Source organism: Pelomonas sp. Root1217 (assembly GCF_001425705.1).
Taxonomy (GTDB): domain Bacteria; phylum Pseudomonadota; class Gammaproteobacteria; order Burkholderiales; family Burkholderiaceae_C; genus Pelomonas.
The window spans coordinates 845293-863973 of the sequence record NZ_LMDC01000001.1; the positions used below are offsets into that span (position 1 = coordinate 845293).

Below are 18681 nucleotides of genomic sequence, written 5' to 3' on the forward strand. Positions count from 1 at the left end.
GGCCGAGCGCTGGGCCGCTCCCGAGCCGGCCCGCACTGACGATGTGCTTGCGGCTCGATGCCGCAAGCATCGTCGTCCCCTCGGGGGACCGGCCAAGGTACGCCTTGGACGAGGGGCTTCATCTCAAGCCGTATAGCGGCGCAACTGGCCCAGCAGGCGGTCTGCAGCGGCTTCGAGTTCCAGCACGTATTCCTCGATGCGGCCACGGAAGTAGCGGTAGAACATCAGCGAGGGGATGGCGATCATCAGGCCGAAGGCGGTGTTGTAGAGGGCGATGGAGATGCCGTGGGCCAGCTGCGCGGGGTTGCCGCCGCCGGGCGTCTGGCTGCCGAAGATCTCGATCATGCCGACCACGGTGCCCATCAGCCCCAGCAGCGGCGCGGCCGTGGCGATGGTGCCCAGGGTGTTCATGTAGCGCTCGAGCTGGTGCACGGCGCGTCGGCCGGCAAATTCGAACACCAGGCGCAGCTTGCCCTCGGGCATTTGCGGCTCGGCGGTCACGGCGCGCAGGCCGGCGGCCAGCACCTCGCCCAGCAGGGAGTTCTCGGCCAGGCGGTCGACCATGTCGGGCGCTGGCAGTTGCTGGGCGCTGACGTTCATGACGTCCTCCAGCAGCCGCGGCGGCAGGATGCGGCTGGCGCGCAGGCTGGACAGCCTCTCGATGATCAGGGCCAGGGCCACCACGGAGCACAGGAGCAAGGGCCAGATCGGCCAACCGGCGGCTTGTATGATCGAAAACAAGGGCGTCCCCGTCGATGAAAAGGCCAGCAGGCCGGTCACAAAAACGGCCGCTGGCGGCCGGATGAGTGCGCGGGATTATGGCCCCAGCCTTGCGCGCCTCGGCCGATCTGCGCCACTGCGAAAGCGTTCTCACAATCCACCGTTACTGTGGATAACTTTGTGGGCAACGCAGCGGCGCTGGCCTGCAGAGGCCGTCAAATCAAGGCCTTGGACAAGTTGCCTCCAATTTGAGCAGTGGAATTCGAATTGAAAAACAAGGCCTTATGTGCTCATGACAGCTCTGTGACGGGCGAAATGAGCCGAAATTGCCCGCCAGCCCAGTATCGGCGCGGCTGTGGACTTCCCGGCCCGCGCCGGCATTGGGTTTGCGCGTGATTGAGCCCCGCGAAGCCGCTTCAAATCGTCGTGTCTGGGGCGTGGCTGGTTTGCTGGAGGCGGTGAGCCAGAGCCTGGCTGAACGCTTTTCGGTCGTCGCGGTCGGCGGCGAGATCACCGGCTTCACGCGCGCCGCCAGCGGCCATTGCTATTTCGGACTGAAGGACGCAGACGGTCAGGCCGCCAGCCTGCGCTGCGCGATGTTCCGCCGCGCCGCGGCGATGCTGGACTTTGCGCCGGCCGAAGGCGTGCTGGTCGAGGTGCGCGGCCGCGTCGCCGTCTACGAGCCGCGCGGCGAACTGCAGTTCGTCGTCGAGGCCATGCGCCGCGCTGGCGCCGGCACGCTGTACGAGCAGTTCCTCGCGCTTCGAGCGCGGCTGACGGCCGAGGGCCTGTTCGATGCCGACACCAAGCGCGCGCTGCCCACCCACCCGCGCCGCATCGGCGTCATCACGTCGACGGCCGGTGCGGCCCTGCACGACGTGCTGACGGCGCTGGCCCGGCGAGCGCCCCAGGTCGAGGTGCTGGTCTACCCGAGCCCGGTGCAGGGCGCCGAAGCGCCACCGGCGCTTGTTGAAGCGCTGAGGCGCGCCAACGAGCGGGCCGAGGTCGACGTGCTGCTTCTGGTACGCGGTGGCGGCTCGCTGGAGGACCTGTGGGCCTTCAATGACGAACGCGTCGTCCGCGCGGTGGCGTTGTCAGCGCTGCCGGTCGTCTGCGGCGTCGGCCACGAGACCGACGTGACGCTGTGCGACCTGGCCGCCGACCTGCGCGCGCCCACGCCCACAGCGGCCGCCGAACTGGCCGCGCCGTCGCGCACCAGTCTCCTCCAGCACCTCGCCGCGCTGGAGCGTGGCCTGATCCTGCGCGTCGACCACCGCCTGCAAACCCTCGCCCAGCGCCTGGATCGCCTCGCGCTGCGCCTGTCCCGCCCCAGTGATGTACTGACCCGCCAGCGCCGCTTGCTGGAGCTGCTCGCCCAGCGGGCCAGCGCGGCGCCGCGGCGGCGCGTCGAATTGCAGGGCCAGCGGCTGATCCATCTGGAGCAGCGCCACGAACGCGCCCATCGCGAGATCCTGGCGCGCCAGCACACCCGGCTGAACGCGCTGCAGGCCCGGCTGCAGGCCCTGGACCCGCAGCATGTGCTGGCGCGCGGCTACGCCTGGCTGGATGACGGCGCCGGCGGTGCGGTGACGTCCGTGCATGCCTTGCTGCCGGGCGCCGAGGTGCGCGCGGTACTGGCCGACGGCAGCCTCGACTTGCGCGTTCTGGGGGTACAGCCTTCGCCGCAGGGGTGATTGGCTCTCCCTACAATCTTTGCGTTTCCCTTCCCCCCAACACCTGAGGACTCCACGATGGAACACACGCTGCCCCCGCTGCCTTACCCGATCGACTCGCTGGCCCCGCACTACAGCAAGGAGACCCTCGAGTACCACCACGGCAAGCACCACAACGCCTATGTGGTGAACCTCAACAACCTGCAAAAGGGTACCGAGTTCGAATCGATGACGCTCGAGGAGATCATCAAGAAGAGCTCCGGCGGCATCTACAACAACTCGGCCCAGATCTGGAACCACACGTTCTTCTGGAACTGCATGAAGCCGCAAGGCGGCGGTGAGCCCAGCGGCGCGCTGGCCGCGGCCATCAACGCCAAGTGGGGCAGCTATGCCGCCTTCAAGGAAGCCTTCGTCAAGAGCGCCGTCGGCAACTTCGGTTCGGGCTGGACCTGGCTGGTCAAGAAGGCCGACGGCTCCGTCGACATCGTCAACATGGGCGCCGCCGGCACGCCGCTGACGACCGGCGACAAGGCCCTGCTGACCGTCGACGTGTGGGAACACGCCTACTACATCGACTACCGCAACCTGCGCCCCAAGTTCGTCGAGACCTTCCTGAGCAATCTCGTGAACTGGCAGTTCGCTGAGTCGAACTTCGCCTGAAGTCAGCAAGCCCCTCGTCCAGTCGTGCTCCCGCTGAACGCGGGCACGTCTGGCCGGTCCCCCGAGGGGACGGCGATGCCCGCGGCATTGAGCCGCGGGCCCATCGCCAGAGCGGGCCGGCTCGGGAGCGGCCCAGCGCTCGGCCCGAATACCCAATGAAAGAAGCCGGCCTCGTGCCGGCTCTTTATTGCGATACCTGGATCACGTGCCGCACCAGTGGATAGACCTGGTGCTGCCAGCGCCGCCCGCTGAACACGCCGTAGTGGCCCACATTGGGCTGGATGTAGTGGGTGCGCATATAGGCCCGCAGGCTGCTGGCGAGGTCCTGGGCGGCCAGCGTCTGGCCGACGGCGCAGATGTCGTCGCGCTCGCCCTCCACGGTCAGCAGCGCGGTGCGGCGAATGGCCGCCGGGTTCACGCGGCGGCCCCTGAAAAACATCTCGCCGCGCGGCAGGTCGTAGGTCTGAAAGACGCGCTCTACCGTCTCCAGGTAGAAGTCCGCCGCGAGGTCGGCCACGGCCAGGTATTCCTCGTAGAACACGCGTGTGACCTCGGCCTTGTCGAACTCGTCGGCGACGAGGTGCTTGTAGTAGTCCTTGAAGGCGTTGGTGTGCCTGTCCTTGTTCATGCTCATGAAGGCCGACAGCTGCACGAAGCCCGGGTAGACGCGCCGCCCCGCGCCCGCGTGCTGCCAGGGCACGTGGCTGATCAGGTTCTTCTTGAACCACGAGATGGGCTTGCTGGTGGCGAGTTCGTTGACCGCGGTGGGGCTGACGCGGCAGTCGATCGGGCCGGCCATCAGCGTCAGGCTGGCTGGCGTGGCGGGGTGGTCGTCCTCGGCCATCAGCGCCACGGCCGCCAGTGCGCTGACACAGGGCTGGCAGACGGCCACCACGTGGGCCTGCGGGCCGATGGCGGCCAGGAAGTCGATCAGGTGGCCGGTGTATTCGTCCAGCCCGAAGCGGCCGGCCGCCAGCGGCACGTCGCGCACGTTGTGCCAATCGGTGATGTAGACGTCATGGTCCTGCAGCAGCGTGCGCACCGTCTCGCGCAGCAGCGTGGCGAAGTGGCCCGACATCGGCGCCACCACCATCACTTTGGGTTGCTCAGGCGCGCCTTCCTTGCGAAAGCGCAGCAGCGTCGCAAAGGGCGTGGTCAGCGTGGCTTCTTCGGTGACAGGCCACCGTTCGTCGCCGCTGACGATCTCACCAATGCGCCAGGGCGGGCGGGTGTGGGTGATCTGGGCCAGCTCGAAGACCTTGCCTGCCGCCGACCACTGGCGCGCTGGCAACCAGCTGGCGTCAGCAATGCCGGGCTGCTGCAGGAAGGGAATCGACATGCGCGTGGCCATGCGCAGCGGCCACAGCAGATCGGTATGGGCCTGGTAGGCGGGGTACATGGTTGCTCCTGCAAGGCCGGTGATGCCAGGAGCGACGCAAGGAGCGCGCCAGCATGGCATGGGCCTTGCGTCGATGGAGTGCCCAGACCGAGAAGGAGACGCCATGCCTGTTGCCACGCCGACCCGCCCCGCCGCCAAGGCGGCGAAAACCGCTCCAGCACCGGCGCGCAAATCCAAGACCGCGACACCCGCGGCCACGCTGACGCTGAGCAGCAAGAACTACTCGTCCTGGTCGCTGCGCGGCTGGCTGCTGACGCGCTTTGCCGGCCTCTCCTTCGAGGAGATCATGGTCTCGCCTGACGACGAGGATGCGCGCAAGGAACTGCTGCTGCTGGCGCCCTCTATCCGCGTGCCCTGTCTGCGCCACGAGGGTGTCACGGTGTGGAACAACCTGGCCATTGCCGAGTATCTGAACGAGCTTTCCCCCAAAGCCGGTCTGTGGCCCGCGGACCGCGTTGCGCGGGCCCATGCGCGGGCCATCTGCGGCGAGATGAACTCAGGCTTCGCCAATCTGCGCGCGTCGCTGCCCATGAACCTCAAGGGCCACTTTCCGCGCCACAAGATCTGGGCCGGGGCCAAGCCCGACATCGAGCGCATCACCGAGATCTGGACCGACTGCCTGGCCCGCTACGGCGGGCCCTATCTGTTCGGCGCCAAACGCAGCGCTGCCGACGCGATCTTTGCGCCCGTCGTCACGCGTTTCCTGACCTATGACGTGCCGCTGAACCCCGCCTGCATGGTCTATTGCAAGGCCATCGCCGCCATGCCGGAGCTGAAGGAGTGGACCGCCGCGGCGCGCCAGGAGCCCGACGAGATCGAACAGCTCGACATGGATTTTTGAGCTTCACGCCCAGGGCGCCGGGATCGGCACCTCGCAAGGCGCCGGCATGTCCACCGTCTTGAAGTCCGCCGGCGAGACGATCTCCAGGTACTCCATGTCCGGCGAGTAGTCGAACAGGTAATGCACGATGCCGGGGCGCTGGTGCACGCAGTCACCCGCCTCGACCAGCGTCACCTGATCGCCGTACATGAACTTGGCCCAGCCCTTGGTCATCAGCACGATCTGGAACTCCGCCTCATGGCGGTGCCATCCGGTGCCCTTTTCAGGGGCCATGTTCGCCTTCACAAGGTGCGCGATGACCCTGCCCGCCGTGGCTTGGGCCACGCCCAGGTCGCGGTAGAGGAAGAAATCTCTCAGGCCGTCGGGGCGCCAGGGCGTGTCCCCGGGCTTGACGTGGGAGAACTGCGTGGCGGACGCGTCGTTGGCGGCGTCCACGGGTATCGACAGATCCGACATGAGGGGCCTCCTGAAATGCTGCAGGTTGGAGCACACGCAATATGTGTTCCCGCAAAAGCTTGACCCAGGTCATGGGGGCGGCGGGGCGAGCCATCTAGATTGGCGGCGTGAGTGCACCCCCTCCCGGCTTGTGTGCGGCTGATGCCGACGCCCGCCTCCTAGCCCCCTTCACGACCTGGCCCGATGGCCCGGGTGGTGTGGCGCTGTCGCAGTTCCAGGTGGCAGGCATGCATTGCGCGGCCTGCTCGGGGTTGATCGAAGCGGCGCTGCTGAAGCTGCCGGGCGTGCGCGGCGCCAGCGTCAATCCGGCGTCGGCCCGGCTGGCCTTGCAGTGGTTGCCTTCACAGCTCGCGCTCGCCGACGTGCTGGCCGCGCTGCAGGTGGCAGGTTACCGGGCCACGCCCGACGTCGCCGCGCCGGCGCGCGAGCTGCGCCGGCAGGAAAGGCGCCAGGCCCTGTGGCGGCTCTTTGTCGCTGCCTTCCTGATGATGCAGGTCATGATGATGGCGGCGCCGGCCTATGTCGCCGCTCCGGGTGAGCTCAGCGCCGACCTGGACCGCCTGCTGCGCTGGGCCAGCTGGGTGCTGACGCTGCCCGTCATGGTCTTTTCGGCCGCCCCCTTCATGGTAGGCGCCTGGCGACAGCTCAGGGCAGGGCGGCTGGGCATGGATGTGCCGGTGGCGGTGGGCATCGCCGTCACTTTCGTGGCCAGCACCGGCGCACTGTTCGACCCCGGCGGGCCCTTGGGCCACGAGGTCTACTTCGATTCGCTGACGATGTTCGTCGCGTTGCTGCTCCTGGCGCGCTGGTTCGAACTGGGCGCGCGGCATCGTGCGGCGGATGCGCTGGAAGCGGTCGCCGGTGCGTTGCCGACGGCGGCCGAGCGGCTGCGTGAGGACGGCAGCAGTGAACGCGTCGCGCCCGAGACACTGCGCGTGGGTGATCGCATCCGCGTCGCGGCCGGCGAGGCCTTCGCGGCCGACGGCCGCGTGCTGTCCGGCCAGGGCTGGGCCAATGAGGCCCTGCTGACGGGCGAATCCGCGCCGGTCGCCAAGACGGCGGGCGATGCGGTCGTGGCCGGCAGCATCAACCTGGACGGCCCGCTCATCGTCAGCGTGCAGCGCGTGGGTGCCGACACGACGGCGCAGGGCATCGTGCGATTGATGCAACAGGCACAGAGCCAGCGGCCTTTTGTCAACGGCGTGCTGGACCGCGTCGCCGCGGGCTTCACGGCGGTCGTGCTGCTGCTGGCGCTGGCGGCGGGCATTGCCTGGTGGTGGATCGATCCGTCGCGCGCGGTGGCCGTTGCGGTCGCAGTGCTCATCGTCACCTGCCCCTGCGCGTTGACGCTGGCCGCGCCTGCGGCCTGGCTCTCGGCCAGCGGCGCGCTTGCGCGGCGTGGGTTGCTGCTGACAGACCTGGCGGCGCTGGAGCGGCTGTGCGCCATCGACACCGTCGTCTTCGACAAGACCGGCACGCTCAGCGAGGACCGTCTGCAGCTGCGTCGCCACTGGGCGCAGGGCGCCGATGCCGGCGCGCTGCTGAACGTCGCCCGCAGTCTCGCCGGGCTGTCGCGTCACCCGGTGGCGCAGGCGCTGGCCGACGGAAGCGCCGGCAGCTGGACGAACGTGCGCGAAGTCGCCGGCCGCGGCGTGGAGGCGCGCGACGCAACCGGCCAGGTCTGGCGCCTCGGTGCGCCGGCCTGGGTCAGCGCGCAGCCCGACCCGGCTGCGCGGCTGGCGTTCGGCCCAGTGGGCTGCGGCGACTGCGTGCTGTGGCTGGACGTTGCCGAGGCGCCACGTGCCGACGCGACCGCAACGATCAAGGCCTTGCGTGCCCAGGGCAAGCGCGTGCGCCTGCTGTCGGGCGACCAGCCGGCCGCGGTCGCGCGCATGGCGGCGTTGCTGGACATCGCCCACTGGCGCGCGGGCGCCACGCCCGAGTCCAAGCTTGCTGCGCTGCGTGACTGGCAGGCGCGCGGCGAGCGCGTGCTGATGGTCGGCGACGGCATCAACGACGCGCCGGTGCTGGCCGCGGCCGACGTGCGCATCGCCATGGGACAGGGCGCCATGCTGGCCCGCAGTGCCGCAGATGCGTTGCTGGTGTCCAACCAGCTGATGGTCATCCCGCAGGCACTTGCGCTGGCGCACAGGACGCGCCGCGTGCTGCGTCAGAACCTCGCCTGGGCGGCGCTCTACAACCTGGCCTGCGTGCCGCTGGCACTGACCGGTTGGCTGCCGCCACTGGCGGCGGGCCTGGGCATGGCGGCGAGTTCGCTGTTTGTCGTGCTCAATGCCCAGAGATTGGCCCGCTGATGGACATCCTGTATCTCCTCATCCCCTTCTCGGTCGTGCTGGTGCTGCTCATCGTGGCGGTTTTCGGCTGGGCTGTGCACTCCGGGCAACTGGACGGCTTCGAACACGAGGCTGAACGCATCCTGCTTGACGAGGATCAAGGCGTCTAGGAGCCCTCGCGCGAAGAATCGTTTGCATCAGACTGAAGGAGTCGCGATGGCGAACGAAAAGGCGCTGGCCACCACTGGGGCGGTATACGAAGACGGGCCGGTACGCGCATTTGCGCTGGCCGCCGTTCTATGGGGAGTGGTGGGCATGCTGGTGGGCGTCATCATTGCTGCCCAGCTGGCCTGGCCAGATCTCAACCTCGGCATTCCCTGGCTGAGCTACGGGCGCCTGCGGCCCCTGCACACCAATGCCGTCATCTTCGCCTTTGGCGGCTGCACGCTGTTCGCGACCAGCTACCACGTGGCGCAGCGCACCGGGCAGACGGCGCTCTTCTTGCCGAAGCTGGCCTGGTTCACCTTCTGGGGCTGGCAGCTGGTCATCCTGCTTGCGGCGCTCTCGCTGCCCATGGGCTACACGACCGGCAAGGAATACGCCGAGCTCGAATGGCCCATCGACATCCTGATCACCGTGGTCTGGGTGGCGTATGCGGTGGTGTTCTTTGGCACGATCGGCACCCGCAAGATCCGCCACATCTACGTGGCGAACTGGTTCTTCGGCGCCTTCATCATCGCCGTGGCCCTGCTGCACATCGTCAACAGCGCCGAGATCCCGGTCAGCATGACCAAGAGCTACTCGGCCTACGCCGGCGTGCAGGACGCGATGGTGCAGTGGTGGTACGGCCATAACGCGGTGGGCTTCTTCCTGACCGCAGGCTTCCTCGGGATGATGTACTACTACATCCCCAAGCAGGCCGAGCGCCCCGTCTACAGCTACCGGCTGTCCATCGTCCACTTCTGGGCGCTGATCTTCACCTACATGTGGGCGGGCCCCCACCACCTGCACTACACGGCGCTGCCGGACTGGGCGCAGAGCATCGGCATGATCTTCAGCCTGGTGCTGCTGGCGCCGAGCTGGGGCGGCATGATCAACGGCGTCATGACGCTGTCGGGCGCCTGGCACAACCTGCGTGACGACCCCATCCTGAAGTTCCTCATCGTCGCGCTGTCGTTCTACGGCATGTCGACCTTCGAGGGGCCGATGATGTCGATCAAGACGGTGAACTCGCTGTCGCACTACACCGACTGGACGGTGGGCCACGTGCACAGCGGCGCCCTGGGCTGGGTGGGCCTCATCTCGATGGGCTCGCTCTACCACCTGATCCCGCGCATGTTCGGCCGCACGCAGATGTACTCCAAGAGTGCCATCGAGCTGCACTTCTGGATCGCGACGCTGGGCATCGTGCTCTACATCGCCGCGATGTGGATTGCCGGCGTCATGCAGGGCCTGATGTGGCGCGCGGTCAACCCCGACGGCACGCTGGTCTACACCTTCGTCGAAAGCGTCAAGGCGACCTGGCCCTTCTACGTGATCCGACTCAGCGGCGGCCTGCTCTACCTCGCCGGCATGCTGATCATGGGCTGGAACGTCATCAAGACCGTGCAGGCCGGCAACTCGCAGTCCGTGCGCATCCCGGCCCCCGTGCTGGCCCACGCCTGAAGGAGATTCCATGAGCAACAACACCCAAGCCGTCTCCGGCCACCAGCGCATCGAAACCAGCAACCTGCTGATGATCGTGCTGGTGCTGCTGACCGTGCTGGTTGGCGGCGTCGTCGAGATCGTGCCGCTGTTCTTCCAGCGCTCCACCACGCAGGCCGCCCCCGGCCTCAAGCCCTACACGCCGCTGCAGCTGGCCGGCCGCGACATCTATCTGCGCGAGGGTTGCTACAACTGCCATTCGCAGATGATCCGCCCGCTCGCCGCCGAGACGCTGCGTTATGGCAAGTACTCCACTGCGGGTGAATTCGTTTACGACCACCCCTTCCAGTGGGGCAGCAAGCGCACCGGTCCCGACCTGCACCGCGTCGGAGGCAAATACAGCGACGACTGGCACCGCATCCACCTGAACAACCCGCGCGACCTGGTGCCCGAATCCAACATGCCCGCCTACCCCTGGCTGGTGAGCGCCCCGGTGGACGCCGCCGGTATGCCGGCGCGCCTGGCGGCGATGCGCATGCTGGGCGTGCCCTACACCGAGGACGAGGTGAAGGCCTCCTCCGACGACGTGAAGGGCAAGACAGAGCTCGACGCGCTGGTGGCCTATCTGCAGGTGCTTGGCACCGCGAACAAGTAAGGAGCCCGCACCATGGGCATCAACGAACTGCGTATCGCCGTGACCCTGGTGTCGCTGGCTGTCTTCCTCGGCATCATCGCCTGGGCCTGGCGCGGCCGCTTCGACGACGCCGCACGCCTTCCTTTCGAAGGAGATGAGCAATGAGCGACTTCTTCAACGGCGGCTGGTCGGTCTTTATCGCTGTCGCCACCATCGCCGGCCTGATCGCCTGCGGCATCCTCCTGATCATCGCCAGCCGCCGCCAGGTGATGGCGACCGACAACACGACCGGGCACGTCTGGGACGAGGATCTGCGCGAACTCAACAACCCGCTGCCGGCCTGGTGGATGGGCCTGTTCGTTCTGACCATCGTCTTCGCCGGCATCTACCTGGCGCTGTATCCGGGCCTGGGCAACCAGGCGGGCAAGCTGGGCTGGACGAGCCTGGGCGAGCACGCCAACGACCTGGCACAGGCTCGCGCCACCATGGCACCGGTCTATGCCGCCTTCGCCGACAAGACGCCGGAGCAACTCGCCAAGGATCCCAAGGCCCACGCTATCGGTGAGCGGTTGTTCGCCAACAACTGCGCGCAGTGCCACGGCGCTGACGCCAAGGGCTCCAAGGGCTTCCCCAACCTGACCGACACCGACTGGCTGTGGGGCGGCTCGCCTGAAACCATCACCGAGACCATCACCAAGGGCCGCGAGGGCAACATGCCCGTGATGGCACCGGCAGTGGGCGCGGCGGAGGACGTGCGCAACGTCGCCCATTACGTTCTGTCGCTGTCGGGCAGCCCGCACAACGCGCTGTATGCCCAGCTCGGCAAGCCCAAGTTCACCGCGTGCGCGGCCTGCCACGGGCCCGGCGGCCAGGGCAACCCGGCCCTGGGGGCGCCCAACCTGAGCGACAAGGTCTGGCTGCACGGCTGGGGCGAGGAGGCCGTCACGGCCATGGTCAACAACGGCAAGCACAACGTGATGCCGGCCCACGGCGAGCGGCTGACGCCCGAGCAGATCCGCGTGCTGGCTTCCTATGTCTGGAACCTGTCGCAATCGCAAGGCGTCATCGCTGCCGCCCCCTGAGTCCCATGCCTGTTCCCTCTGCGCCCGGTTCGGGCGATGCCGTCCAGGTCATCCGCCTCTACAAGTCGGAAGACAAGATCCACCCGCGTTCGGTGGACGGCTTCTACGCCCGCTGGCGCTGGGCCATCGTCGCGCTGACCCAGCTCGTGTTCTACGGCCTGCCCTGGCTCAACTGGGGCGAGCGGCAGGCCGTGCTCTTCGATCTGGGCTCGCGGCGCTTCTACATCTTCGGCCTGGTGCTGTATCCGCAGGACTTCGTGTACCTCACGGGCCTGCTGATGATCTCGGCTTACGCGCTATTCCTGTTCACGGCCGTGGCCGGGCGGCTGTGGTGCGGCTATGCCTGCCCGCAGACGGTCTACACCGAGATCTTCATGCGCGTGGAGCGCTGGTTCGAAGGCGACCGCAACGCGCGGCTGCGGCTGGACAAGGCGCCCTGGTCCCTCGACAAGCTCTGGCGCAAGACGGCCAAGCAGTCCGTGTGGATCGCCATCGGCCTGTGGACCGGCTTCACCTTCGTCGGCTATTTCACGCCCATCCACACGCTGGCCGCCGAGGTGGGTAGCCTGGGCCTGGGCCCGTGGGAAACCTTCTGGGTGCTGTTCTATGGCTTCGCCACCTACGGCAACGCCGGCTACATGCGCGAGCAGGTCTGCAAGTACATGTGCCCCTACGCGCGCTTCCAGAGCGCGATGTTCGACCGCGACACGCTGATCGTCAGCTACGACCCCGAGCGCGGCGAGCCGCGCGGCAAGAACGCGCAGCGCGGCAAGAAGGGCGAGGCGCGCAGCGCTGCCGCCCCCGTGGGCGATTGCATCGACTGCAACCTGTGCGTGCAGGTCTGCCCGACCGGCATCGACATCCGCGACGGCCTGCAGTACGAATGCATCGGCTGCGCGGCCTGCATCGACGTCTGCAACGGCGTCATGGACAAGATGGGCACCGAGCGCGGCCTCATCCGCTACGACACCGAGAACGGCCTGGAGCAGCGCCTGACGCGCGCGCAGCGTTGGCAGCATGTGCTGCGCCCGCGCGTGCTGATCTACACCGCCGTGCTGATCGTCATCTGCACGGCCCTGATGTGGAGCCTGCTGTCGCGGCACAGCTTCCGCGTCGACATCGTGCGTGACCGCGCTTCGATGGCCCGACTCGTCGAGGACGGCTGGATCGAGAACGTCTACCGTCTGCAGGTCATGAACGCCACCGAGTCGCCCCAGCGCTACCGCATTGAGGCCGAGGGCCTGCCTGGCCTGGTGCTGACCCAGGCCACCACCGTGGACCTGGGCTCGGCCGAGGCGCGCTGGGTGGCGGTGGCCCTGCGCGTGCCGCCCGAGACGGCACAGCAGCTCAAGGCCGGCGCGCATCCCATGCACTGGCGCATCAGCCGCATCGGCGGTGAAGCGGGCGGATCGGCCACCGAGACCGTCGTCGAGAAGTCCACTTTCGTGCTGCCGCGCTGACGGCAAGGAGAACCCCATGTCCGCCCTGAATACCCCCTCCGCCTGGCGCGAGCCCATGGTCTGGCTCGTGGTCGGCGGCCCGGCGACGGTCGTCGTCGCCAGCTTCATCACGCTGGCGCTGGCCATCCGCCACCCGGACCCGCCGCTGGACCTGCGCCCCACCGCCCAGGCTGCCGACGACACCGAGCCCGCCGACCTGCGTGCCCGTGCCGGTGATGCGGTACCGGCCCTGGTCGCGCGCAACCATGCCGCTACGGGCACGGCGGGCCTGAAGAGATGAACGGCACAGCCGGCCCCACGCGCATCAAGCGCTTTGCGATGGCCGTGGCCTGGTCGTCCTTCCTTGCGGCCGGTGTGCTGGAAGCCCTGGTCTTTGCCGTCGTTGACCCGGCCGACATGCGCTGGTTCGGCGCCGCGCCGGTGCAGCTGTCGACCCAGGCCATCTACACCCTCAGCTTCCTGATCTTCTGGGCCGTCACCGCCTTGGGCGCCAGCCTGGCGTTGCTGCTCATCAGCCTGCCTGGCGACGAGGTCAAGCCTGGGCGTCACGCGCCGGGCTGGCCTCGCTGAGCCCGGCGCCTGCCACCACGCGTGCGTTGCGGTCATGCGTCCAGTAGGCCCAGGCCCAGTCCACCAGCACGACAAAGCGGTTGCGGAAACCGATCAGGAAATAGACGTGGGCGAACAGCCAGAACAGCCAGGCTGGCAGGCCTGAGAAGCGCAGCGGCCCGGCCGGCGTGCCCAGGTCGACGACGGCGCTGTGGCGGCCGATGGTGGCGAGATTGCCGTAGTCGCGGTAGCGAAAGGCCTGCGTCGCCTCGCCGCGCAGCCGGCGCTGGATGTTGGCGGCGGCATGCCGGCCCATCTGCTTGGCGCCGGGTGACACGCCGGGCACTGGCTTGGGAGGCTGGCCGGGTGCGTGGCTCTGCGCGGCGGCGAGGTCGCCGATGACCTGGATATTGGCCTGGCCCTTCACGCTCAGGTCGGGCTCGACGACCACGCGGCCGGCGCGGTCCAGCGTGCAGCCGGTTGCGTCGGCCAGCGCGCGGCCCAGGGGCGAGGCCGCCACGCCGGCGGCCCAGACGACGCAGCGGCTGTGCAGGCGCTCCGGGCCGGCGGCCGTCGTGATGTCCAGCCCCTCGGCGTCGATACCGGTCACACGCGCGTTCAGGCGCACGTCCACGCCGAGCGCCCCCAGTTGCTCGCGGGCGCGTTCGCTCAGGCGCTCGGGCATGGCCTGCAACACGCGTGGGCTGCCCTCGACCAGCAGCACGCGTGCCTGGCGTGGGTCGATGCGGCGGAATTCACCGGGCAGGGTGTGGCGTGCAATCTCGGCAAAGGTGCCGGCCAGTTCGACCCCGGTCGGCCCGCCGCCGACGACGACGAACTGCAGCAGGGCGGCGCGCTGAACGGGATCGTCCTCACGCTCGGCAGCCTCGAAGGCCAGCAGCACGCGGCGGCGGATCTCGAAGGCGTCGCTCAGCGTCTTCAGCCCCGGTGCGTGCTCGGCCCAGTCGTCGCGGCCGAAATAGCTGTGCGTGGCGCCGGCGGCGACGATGAGGTGGTCCCAGCGCAGCGTGGCGCCATCCTTCAGCGTGGCGGTTCGCGCGTTGGCGTCGATGGCGACGATCTCGCCCATCAGCGTCGTCACATTGCGCTGGCCACGGAATAGGTGGCGGATGGGCGCCGCAATCGACGGCGCCGACAGGCCCGCCGTGGCCACCTGGTAGAGCAGGGGCTGGAAGAGATGATGGTTGGTCTTGTCGACAAGGGTGATGTCGACGTCGGCGGTGCGCAGGGCACGCGCCGCCTCCAGGCCGCCGAACCCGCAGCCGATGATCAAGACATGAGGACGCATGGACAGCCATCCTACGCTTCGTTTGCTGCGCCGCAGCATGGCCGTTTTTCGAATGGCGGCAGGCCGGTTGCATCGTGATGCAAAGCCAGCCGGCGGGGGCCGATCACGCGCCGTTTGCGCACCTAGGATGCTGCGCCCACGATGTCATCCGCCACGCTGGCCACCGCCTCTTCTGCCGCCGAACCGACCTGGCAACGCCCGCGCGGCGGTGGCCTGCGTGGGCTGTCCTTCCACCAGTGCCTGCTGGCTGCCTTCCTGCTGATCACGGCGCTGCTGGGCGGCGCGGCGGCCCAGGCCATGTTCGCGCTGGAGCATGTCGCATTGCAGAGCCGCGAGGCCGCGCAAGACGCCGCCAATCTGAGCGCGCAGGTGCAGCGGTTGTCCGAACGCACCGTGGCCATGGAGCGCAGTGCGCGGCAGTTCCTGGTGCTCGACGACGCCAGCCTGCGCGAGCGCTTCCAGGCCGCCTGGGCTGACGCCAAGGCCACGCAGGCGGTGCTGGCTGGCACCCTGACCGAGCCGGCATCGCGGCAGCTGTTCGCCGACTGGGGCAGGCAGGCCGAGGCGGCCTGGGAGGTGCTGCAGAACCCAGGCATCACCCGCGTCCGCTCCACTGCACTGCGGCGGCTGACACCGGTATTCGCGCGGCTGCACGGCCTCAACGAGACCCTGACCGAGCAGAGCCAGCGCGCCGTGGACCGCCGCAGCGACGCGGTGCTTGCCGAACTGGAGCAGCAGCGCCGCCTCATCAGCGCCCTGGTGCTGGGTGCCATCGCACTGGCCGTGCTGCTGGCGCTGGGTTTCGGCCACTGGCTGCTGCGGCCGCTGGCCCATGTCGAGGCGGCCATCGGCCGGTTGGGCGACAACCGCTTCGACGAGCCCGTGGAGGTGCGCGGCCCTGCCGACCTGCGCCGGCTCGGGCGGCAACTGGAGTGGCTGCGCCAGCGCCTGGCCACGCTGGAGTCGGACAAGACGCGCTTCGTGCGCCACATCTCGCATGAGCTGAAAACGCCGATGGCCTCCATCCGCGAAGGCGCGGCCTTGCTGCGCGACGGCGTGGCCGGCCCGCTGACGCCGGACCAGACCGAGATCGTGCGCATCCTCGGCGACAACAGCGCCGCCCTGCAGGGCCAGATCGAGGACCTGCTGCGCTACCAGACGCTGGCCTCCAACTCTCAGCAACTGCAGCGCCGCGCGACCGACCTCAAGGCGCTGCTGGCGCGCGTGGTGGATGAACAGCGCCTGCTCTGGCAGACGCGCGGCCTGCAGGTGCGCATCGACGCCGCAGCCTGCAGCGCCCTTGTCGACGACGCCAAGCTGGCCATCGTGCTGGCCAATTTGCTGGCCAACGCGCTGCGCTTCAGCCCGCCGGGGGGCGTCATCGTGCTGACCCTGGAACAGGACGACCGCAAGTTCTGCATCGACTGCGTCGACGCCGGTCCCGGCGTGGCAGCCGAGGATGCCGAGCGCATCTTCGACCCCTTCTACCAGGGCCGCAACCAGGCGCCGGGCGCGCGCCGTGGCAGCGGCATCGGCTTGTCCATCGTGCGCGAGATCGTGCAGGCCCACGGCGGCAGCTGCCGGCTGCTGGCCAGCGAAGGCGGTGCCCATTTCCGGATCGAGATACCCCATGCGAAGACTGCTTGAGATTGGCTCATTGCTGTTGCTGGCCGCCTGCCAGACGGCCCCGCCGGCGCCCGTGCCGGCTCCGCCGCCCCCTGCACCGGTCTGCCCGGAGCCGCCCGCGCCACCGCCGCAAGCCGACGAGTTGAAGGCGCTGGTCGGCTATGCCGAGGATCTGCGCAAGGCGCTTGCCCTGAGCCAGGGACGCAGCAGCGCGGATCAGGCCCAGGCGGCGGCGCAGCTCGACCTGATCGCCAATGCGACCGACGCGCTGGCCGAACCGATCAAGCCGCTGGCCACGCTGATGGCCACCCGCCTGGCCGAGCAGCGGCGGCTGCAGGACAACATCGACAAGCTCAGCCAGCAACTGCGCGAGAGCCAGCGCCGCAACGAACAGCTCAACGAGAAGCTCGAGGCCCTCAAGGCCATCGAGCAGACCCTGCCGGGCAAGCCCGGATCGAAATGAAGCCCCTCGTCCAAGGAGTACCTTGGCCGGTCTTGCAGGCCGCGCTGCGGCATGAGCCGCAGCCCTTCGGCAGACACATCCCGCCCACTGGGCGCGATGTGTCCGGCCTCAGCCCCCGTGGGGACGGCGATGCTTGCCGGATCGACCGGCAAGCACATCGCCAAGGCGGGCCGGCTCGGCGAACTGAAGTCGGACACAAGCAGTCCCTGCGGACTGCTTGTGCCTACGCAAGGCCATGGGCCTCTGGCCCATGGCAGGCCCGGCGCTCGGCCCGCAATGCAGATAGCGCGTACTGACAGGAGTCCCGCATGACGACCCCCGCCGCAATCCTTCTTGTCGATGATGACGCCGACCTGCTGCGCCTGATGACGATGCGGCTGACCGCTGCCGGCCACGCCGTGCAGGCGGTGGCCAGCGCCGAAGCCGCGCTGGCCCACCTCGCCGTGCGGCTACCGTCCCTCGTCATCACCGATGTGCGCCTCCCGGGGCTGGACGGCCTGGCCCTGTTCGACGAGGTGCGCGCCCGGCACCCGTCGCTGCCGGTCATCCTGCTGACCGCCCACGGCAACATCCCCGATGCGGTCGAGGCCACGACGCGGGGCGCCCATGCCTATCTAACCAAGCCCTTCGACGGCAAGGGGCTGCTGGACAAGATCAACCAGGCGCTGCGGGTGAACGTGACGGGGCCGGCGCCGCTTGACGGCGATGCTGCGTGGCGCAGCGAGATCATCAGCCGCAGCCCGCGCATGGCCGAGGTGCTGTCCGAGGCGCGGCTGGTGGCGGCGACCGACGCGAGCGTGCTGATCTCGGGCGACAGCGGCACCGGCAAGGAACTGCTGGCGCGCGCCATCCACCGCGCCAGCCCGCGCGCAGCGAAGCCCTTCATCGCGGTGAACTGTGCCGCCATCCCCGAGGCGCTGCTGGAATCCGAGCTGTTCGGCCATGTGAAGGGCGCCTTCACCGGCGCGCAGGCACAGCGCCAGGGCCTGATCCCCGCGGCGCAGGGCGGCACGGTCTTTCTGGACGAGATCGGCGACATGCCGCTGGCCTTGCAGGTGAAATTGTTGCGCGTGCTGCAGGAACGCGTCGTGCGGCCGGTAGGCAGCAACGAGGCGGTGGCGGTGGATGTGCGTGTGCTGTCGGCCACCCACCGCGACCTGGAGCTCGCCATGGCCGAGGGCCAGTTCCGCCCCGACCTCTATTACCGGCTCAATGTTGTGCAGCTGCGCCTGCCTCCGCTGTCGGAGCGGCGCGAGGACATCGCGCTGCTGGCCCAGCACTTCCTGCAGACCTTGGCCGAGCGGCACCGCCGGCCGGTCAAGGGTTTTGCGCCAGATGCGCTCGAGGCGCTGGTGACAGCGCCCTGGCCGGGCAATGCGCGCCAGCTCTACAACGTCGTCGAACAGGTCTGCGTACTGGCCATGGCGCCGCTGGTGTCGCTGACCCAGGTGCAGCGCGCGCTGCAGACGCCGTCGCTGGAGGTGCTGAGCTACCAGCATGCCAAGCAGCGCTTCGAGCGTGACTACCTCAATCAGTTGCTGAAGCTGACCTCCGGCCATGTGGCCGAGGCCGCACGCCTGGCCGACCGCAACCGCACCGAGTTTTATCGCCTGATGCAGAAGCACGGGCTGGATCCGCAGCTCTTTCGCGCCGACCCCCTAGCTGCCGCGTCGGATTCGGGCGACAGAAAACCGTCAGATGAATCAAGCACTTAGGTCTGCATTGCCCTGCGGCGTCGCCGCCCGGCGACAAAAGCGTCGGTGCTGATGGCCGAAGATGGGCCCCGTCGCGCGGGGTTTTCTCCTAAGTCTTTGATCTGTCGAGGAAATTCCAAACTGGCATGGGCCTTGCGCTAAGCCTGTTCGTGGTGC

At 68.6% G+C, this 18681-nt stretch carries 19 protein-coding genes; 15 read left to right on the forward strand and 4 right to left on the reverse strand.

Features of this window, described 5'->3' with window-relative positions; all coding sequences use genetic code 11:
- Positions 1-123: 123 nt before the first annotated feature.
- A complete protein-coding gene (locus ASC95_RS03880; protein ID WP_057297034.1) occupies positions 124-741 on the reverse strand; it encodes a MotA/TolQ/ExbB proton channel family protein in 618 nt (205 codons plus the stop codon).
- 371 nt (positions 742-1112) lie between these two features.
- On the opposite strand from ASC95_RS03880, the gene xseA reads away from it, so the two are divergent.
- Both xseA and ASC95_RS03890 read left to right on the forward strand, forming a co-directional pair.
- Positions 1113-2414: an exodeoxyribonuclease VII large subunit gene (gene xseA / locus ASC95_RS03885; protein ID WP_057297035.1), complete on the forward strand. Its 1302-nt coding sequence runs from the start codon at positions 1113-1115 to the stop codon at positions 2412-2414.
- A 57-nt stretch (positions 2415-2471) separates the two neighbouring features.
- Entirely contained in the window at positions 2472-3053 is a 582-nt protein-coding gene (locus ASC95_RS03890) for a superoxide dismutase (protein ID WP_057296434.1), read from the forward strand.
- Positions 3054-3237: 184 nt separating this feature from the next.
- Here ASC95_RS03890 and ASC95_RS03895 read toward each other — a convergent pair whose 3' ends face one another.
- Complete coding sequence (locus tag ASC95_RS03895; protein ID WP_057296435.1) at positions 3238-4452, reverse strand: polyhydroxyalkanoate depolymerase; 1215 nt, start codon at positions 4450-4452, stop codon at positions 3238-3240.
- A 103-nt stretch (positions 4453-4555) separates the two neighbouring features.
- On the opposite strand from ASC95_RS03895, the gene ASC95_RS03900 reads away from it, so the two are divergent.
- Positions 4556-5293, forward strand: coding sequence for a glutathione S-transferase family protein (locus ASC95_RS03900; RefSeq protein WP_082567460.1), 738 nt, complete (start codon positions 4556-4558; stop codon positions 5291-5293).
- A gap of 3 nt (positions 5294-5296) precedes the next feature.
- Here ASC95_RS03900 and ASC95_RS03905 read toward each other — a convergent pair whose 3' ends face one another.
- Complete coding sequence (locus tag ASC95_RS03905; RefSeq protein ID WP_057296436.1) at positions 5297-5749, reverse strand: cupin domain-containing protein; 453 nt, start codon at positions 5747-5749, stop codon at positions 5297-5299.
- Positions 5750-5856: 107 nt separating this feature from the next.
- Here ASC95_RS03905 and ASC95_RS03910 point away from each other — a divergent pair, with 107 nt between their 5' ends.
- The 9 genes from ASC95_RS03910 to ASC95_RS03950 are packed head-to-tail and all read left to right on the forward strand — an operon-like array spanning position 5857 to position 13433.
- The gene (locus tag ASC95_RS03910; RefSeq protein ID WP_157255935.1) at positions 5857-8064 is read left to right on the forward strand and encodes a cation-translocating P-type ATPase; all 2208 of its coding nucleotides are present in this window, start codon (positions 5857-5859) and stop codon (positions 8062-8064) included.
- Entirely contained in the window at positions 8064-8213 is a 150-nt protein-coding gene (gene ccoS / locus ASC95_RS03915) for a cbb3-type cytochrome oxidase assembly protein CcoS (protein WP_056197788.1), read from the forward strand. The genes ASC95_RS03910 and ccoS overlap by 1 nt, the downstream gene beginning before the upstream one ends.
- A 46-nt stretch (positions 8214-8259) precedes the next feature.
- On the forward strand, positions 8260-9708 hold the full coding sequence (gene ccoN / locus ASC95_RS03920; RefSeq protein ID WP_057296437.1) for a cytochrome-c oxidase, cbb3-type subunit I: 1449 nt from the start codon (positions 8260-8262) through the stop codon (positions 9706-9708).
- Positions 9709-9718: 10 nt separating this feature from the next.
- Entirely contained in the window at positions 9719-10342 is a 624-nt protein-coding gene (gene ccoO, locus ASC95_RS03925; RefSeq protein WP_057296438.1) for a cytochrome-c oxidase, cbb3-type subunit II, read from the forward strand.
- Between the two features lie 12 nt (positions 10343-10354).
- Entirely contained in the window at positions 10355-10486 is a 132-nt protein-coding gene (locus ASC95_RS30355) for a cbb3-type cytochrome c oxidase subunit 3 (protein ID WP_057296439.1), read from the forward strand.
- A complete protein-coding gene (ccoP, locus tag ASC95_RS03935; RefSeq protein WP_057296440.1) occupies positions 10483-11403 on the forward strand; it encodes a cytochrome-c oxidase, cbb3-type subunit III in 921 nt (306 codons plus the stop codon). Before ASC95_RS30355 ends, ccoP begins: the two co-directional genes overlap by 4 nt.
- Before the next feature lie 5 nt (positions 11404-11408).
- On the forward strand, positions 11409-12863 hold the full coding sequence (ccoG, locus tag ASC95_RS03940) for a cytochrome c oxidase accessory protein CcoG (protein ID WP_057296441.1): 1455 nt from the start codon (positions 11409-11411) through the stop codon (positions 12861-12863).
- Between the two features lie 16 nt (positions 12864-12879).
- The gene (locus ASC95_RS03945) at positions 12880-13143 is read left to right on the forward strand and encodes a hypothetical protein (RefSeq protein ID WP_057296442.1); all 264 of its coding nucleotides are present in this window, start codon (positions 12880-12882) and stop codon (positions 13141-13143) included.
- A complete protein-coding gene (locus ASC95_RS03950; protein WP_235537679.1) occupies positions 13140-13433 on the forward strand; it encodes a hypothetical protein in 294 nt (97 codons plus the stop codon). The genes ASC95_RS03945 and ASC95_RS03950 overlap by 4 nt, the downstream gene beginning before the upstream one ends.
- Here ASC95_RS03950 and ASC95_RS03955 read toward each other — a convergent pair.
- On the reverse strand, positions 13396-14721 hold the full coding sequence (locus ASC95_RS03955; protein ID WP_157255936.1) for an NAD(P)/FAD-dependent oxidoreductase: 1326 nt from the start codon (positions 14719-14721) through the stop codon (positions 13396-13398). The genes ASC95_RS03950 and ASC95_RS03955 overlap by 38 nt on opposite strands.
- A 141-nt stretch (positions 14722-14862) precedes the next feature.
- Between ASC95_RS03955 and ASC95_RS03960 the strand changes: the two genes are divergently transcribed.
- From ASC95_RS03960 to ASC95_RS03970, 3 genes are all read left to right on the forward strand, one after another.
- Positions 14863-16368, forward strand: a complete 1506-nt coding sequence (locus tag ASC95_RS03960) for a HAMP domain-containing sensor histidine kinase (protein ID WP_082567461.1) — start codon at positions 14863-14865, stop codon at positions 16366-16368.
- The gene (locus tag ASC95_RS03965) at positions 16352-16810 is read left to right on the forward strand and encodes a hypothetical protein (RefSeq protein ID WP_157255937.1); all 459 of its coding nucleotides are present in this window, start codon (positions 16352-16354) and stop codon (positions 16808-16810) included. Before ASC95_RS03960 ends, ASC95_RS03965 begins: the two co-directional genes overlap by 17 nt.
- Positions 16811-17118: 308 nt before the next feature.
- Positions 17119-18525 (forward strand): sigma 54-interacting transcriptional regulator, encoded by a 1407-nt coding sequence (locus ASC95_RS03970; protein ID WP_057296445.1) that lies wholly within the window; start codon positions 17119-17121, stop codon positions 18523-18525.
- Positions 18526-18681: the final 156 nt, after the last annotated feature.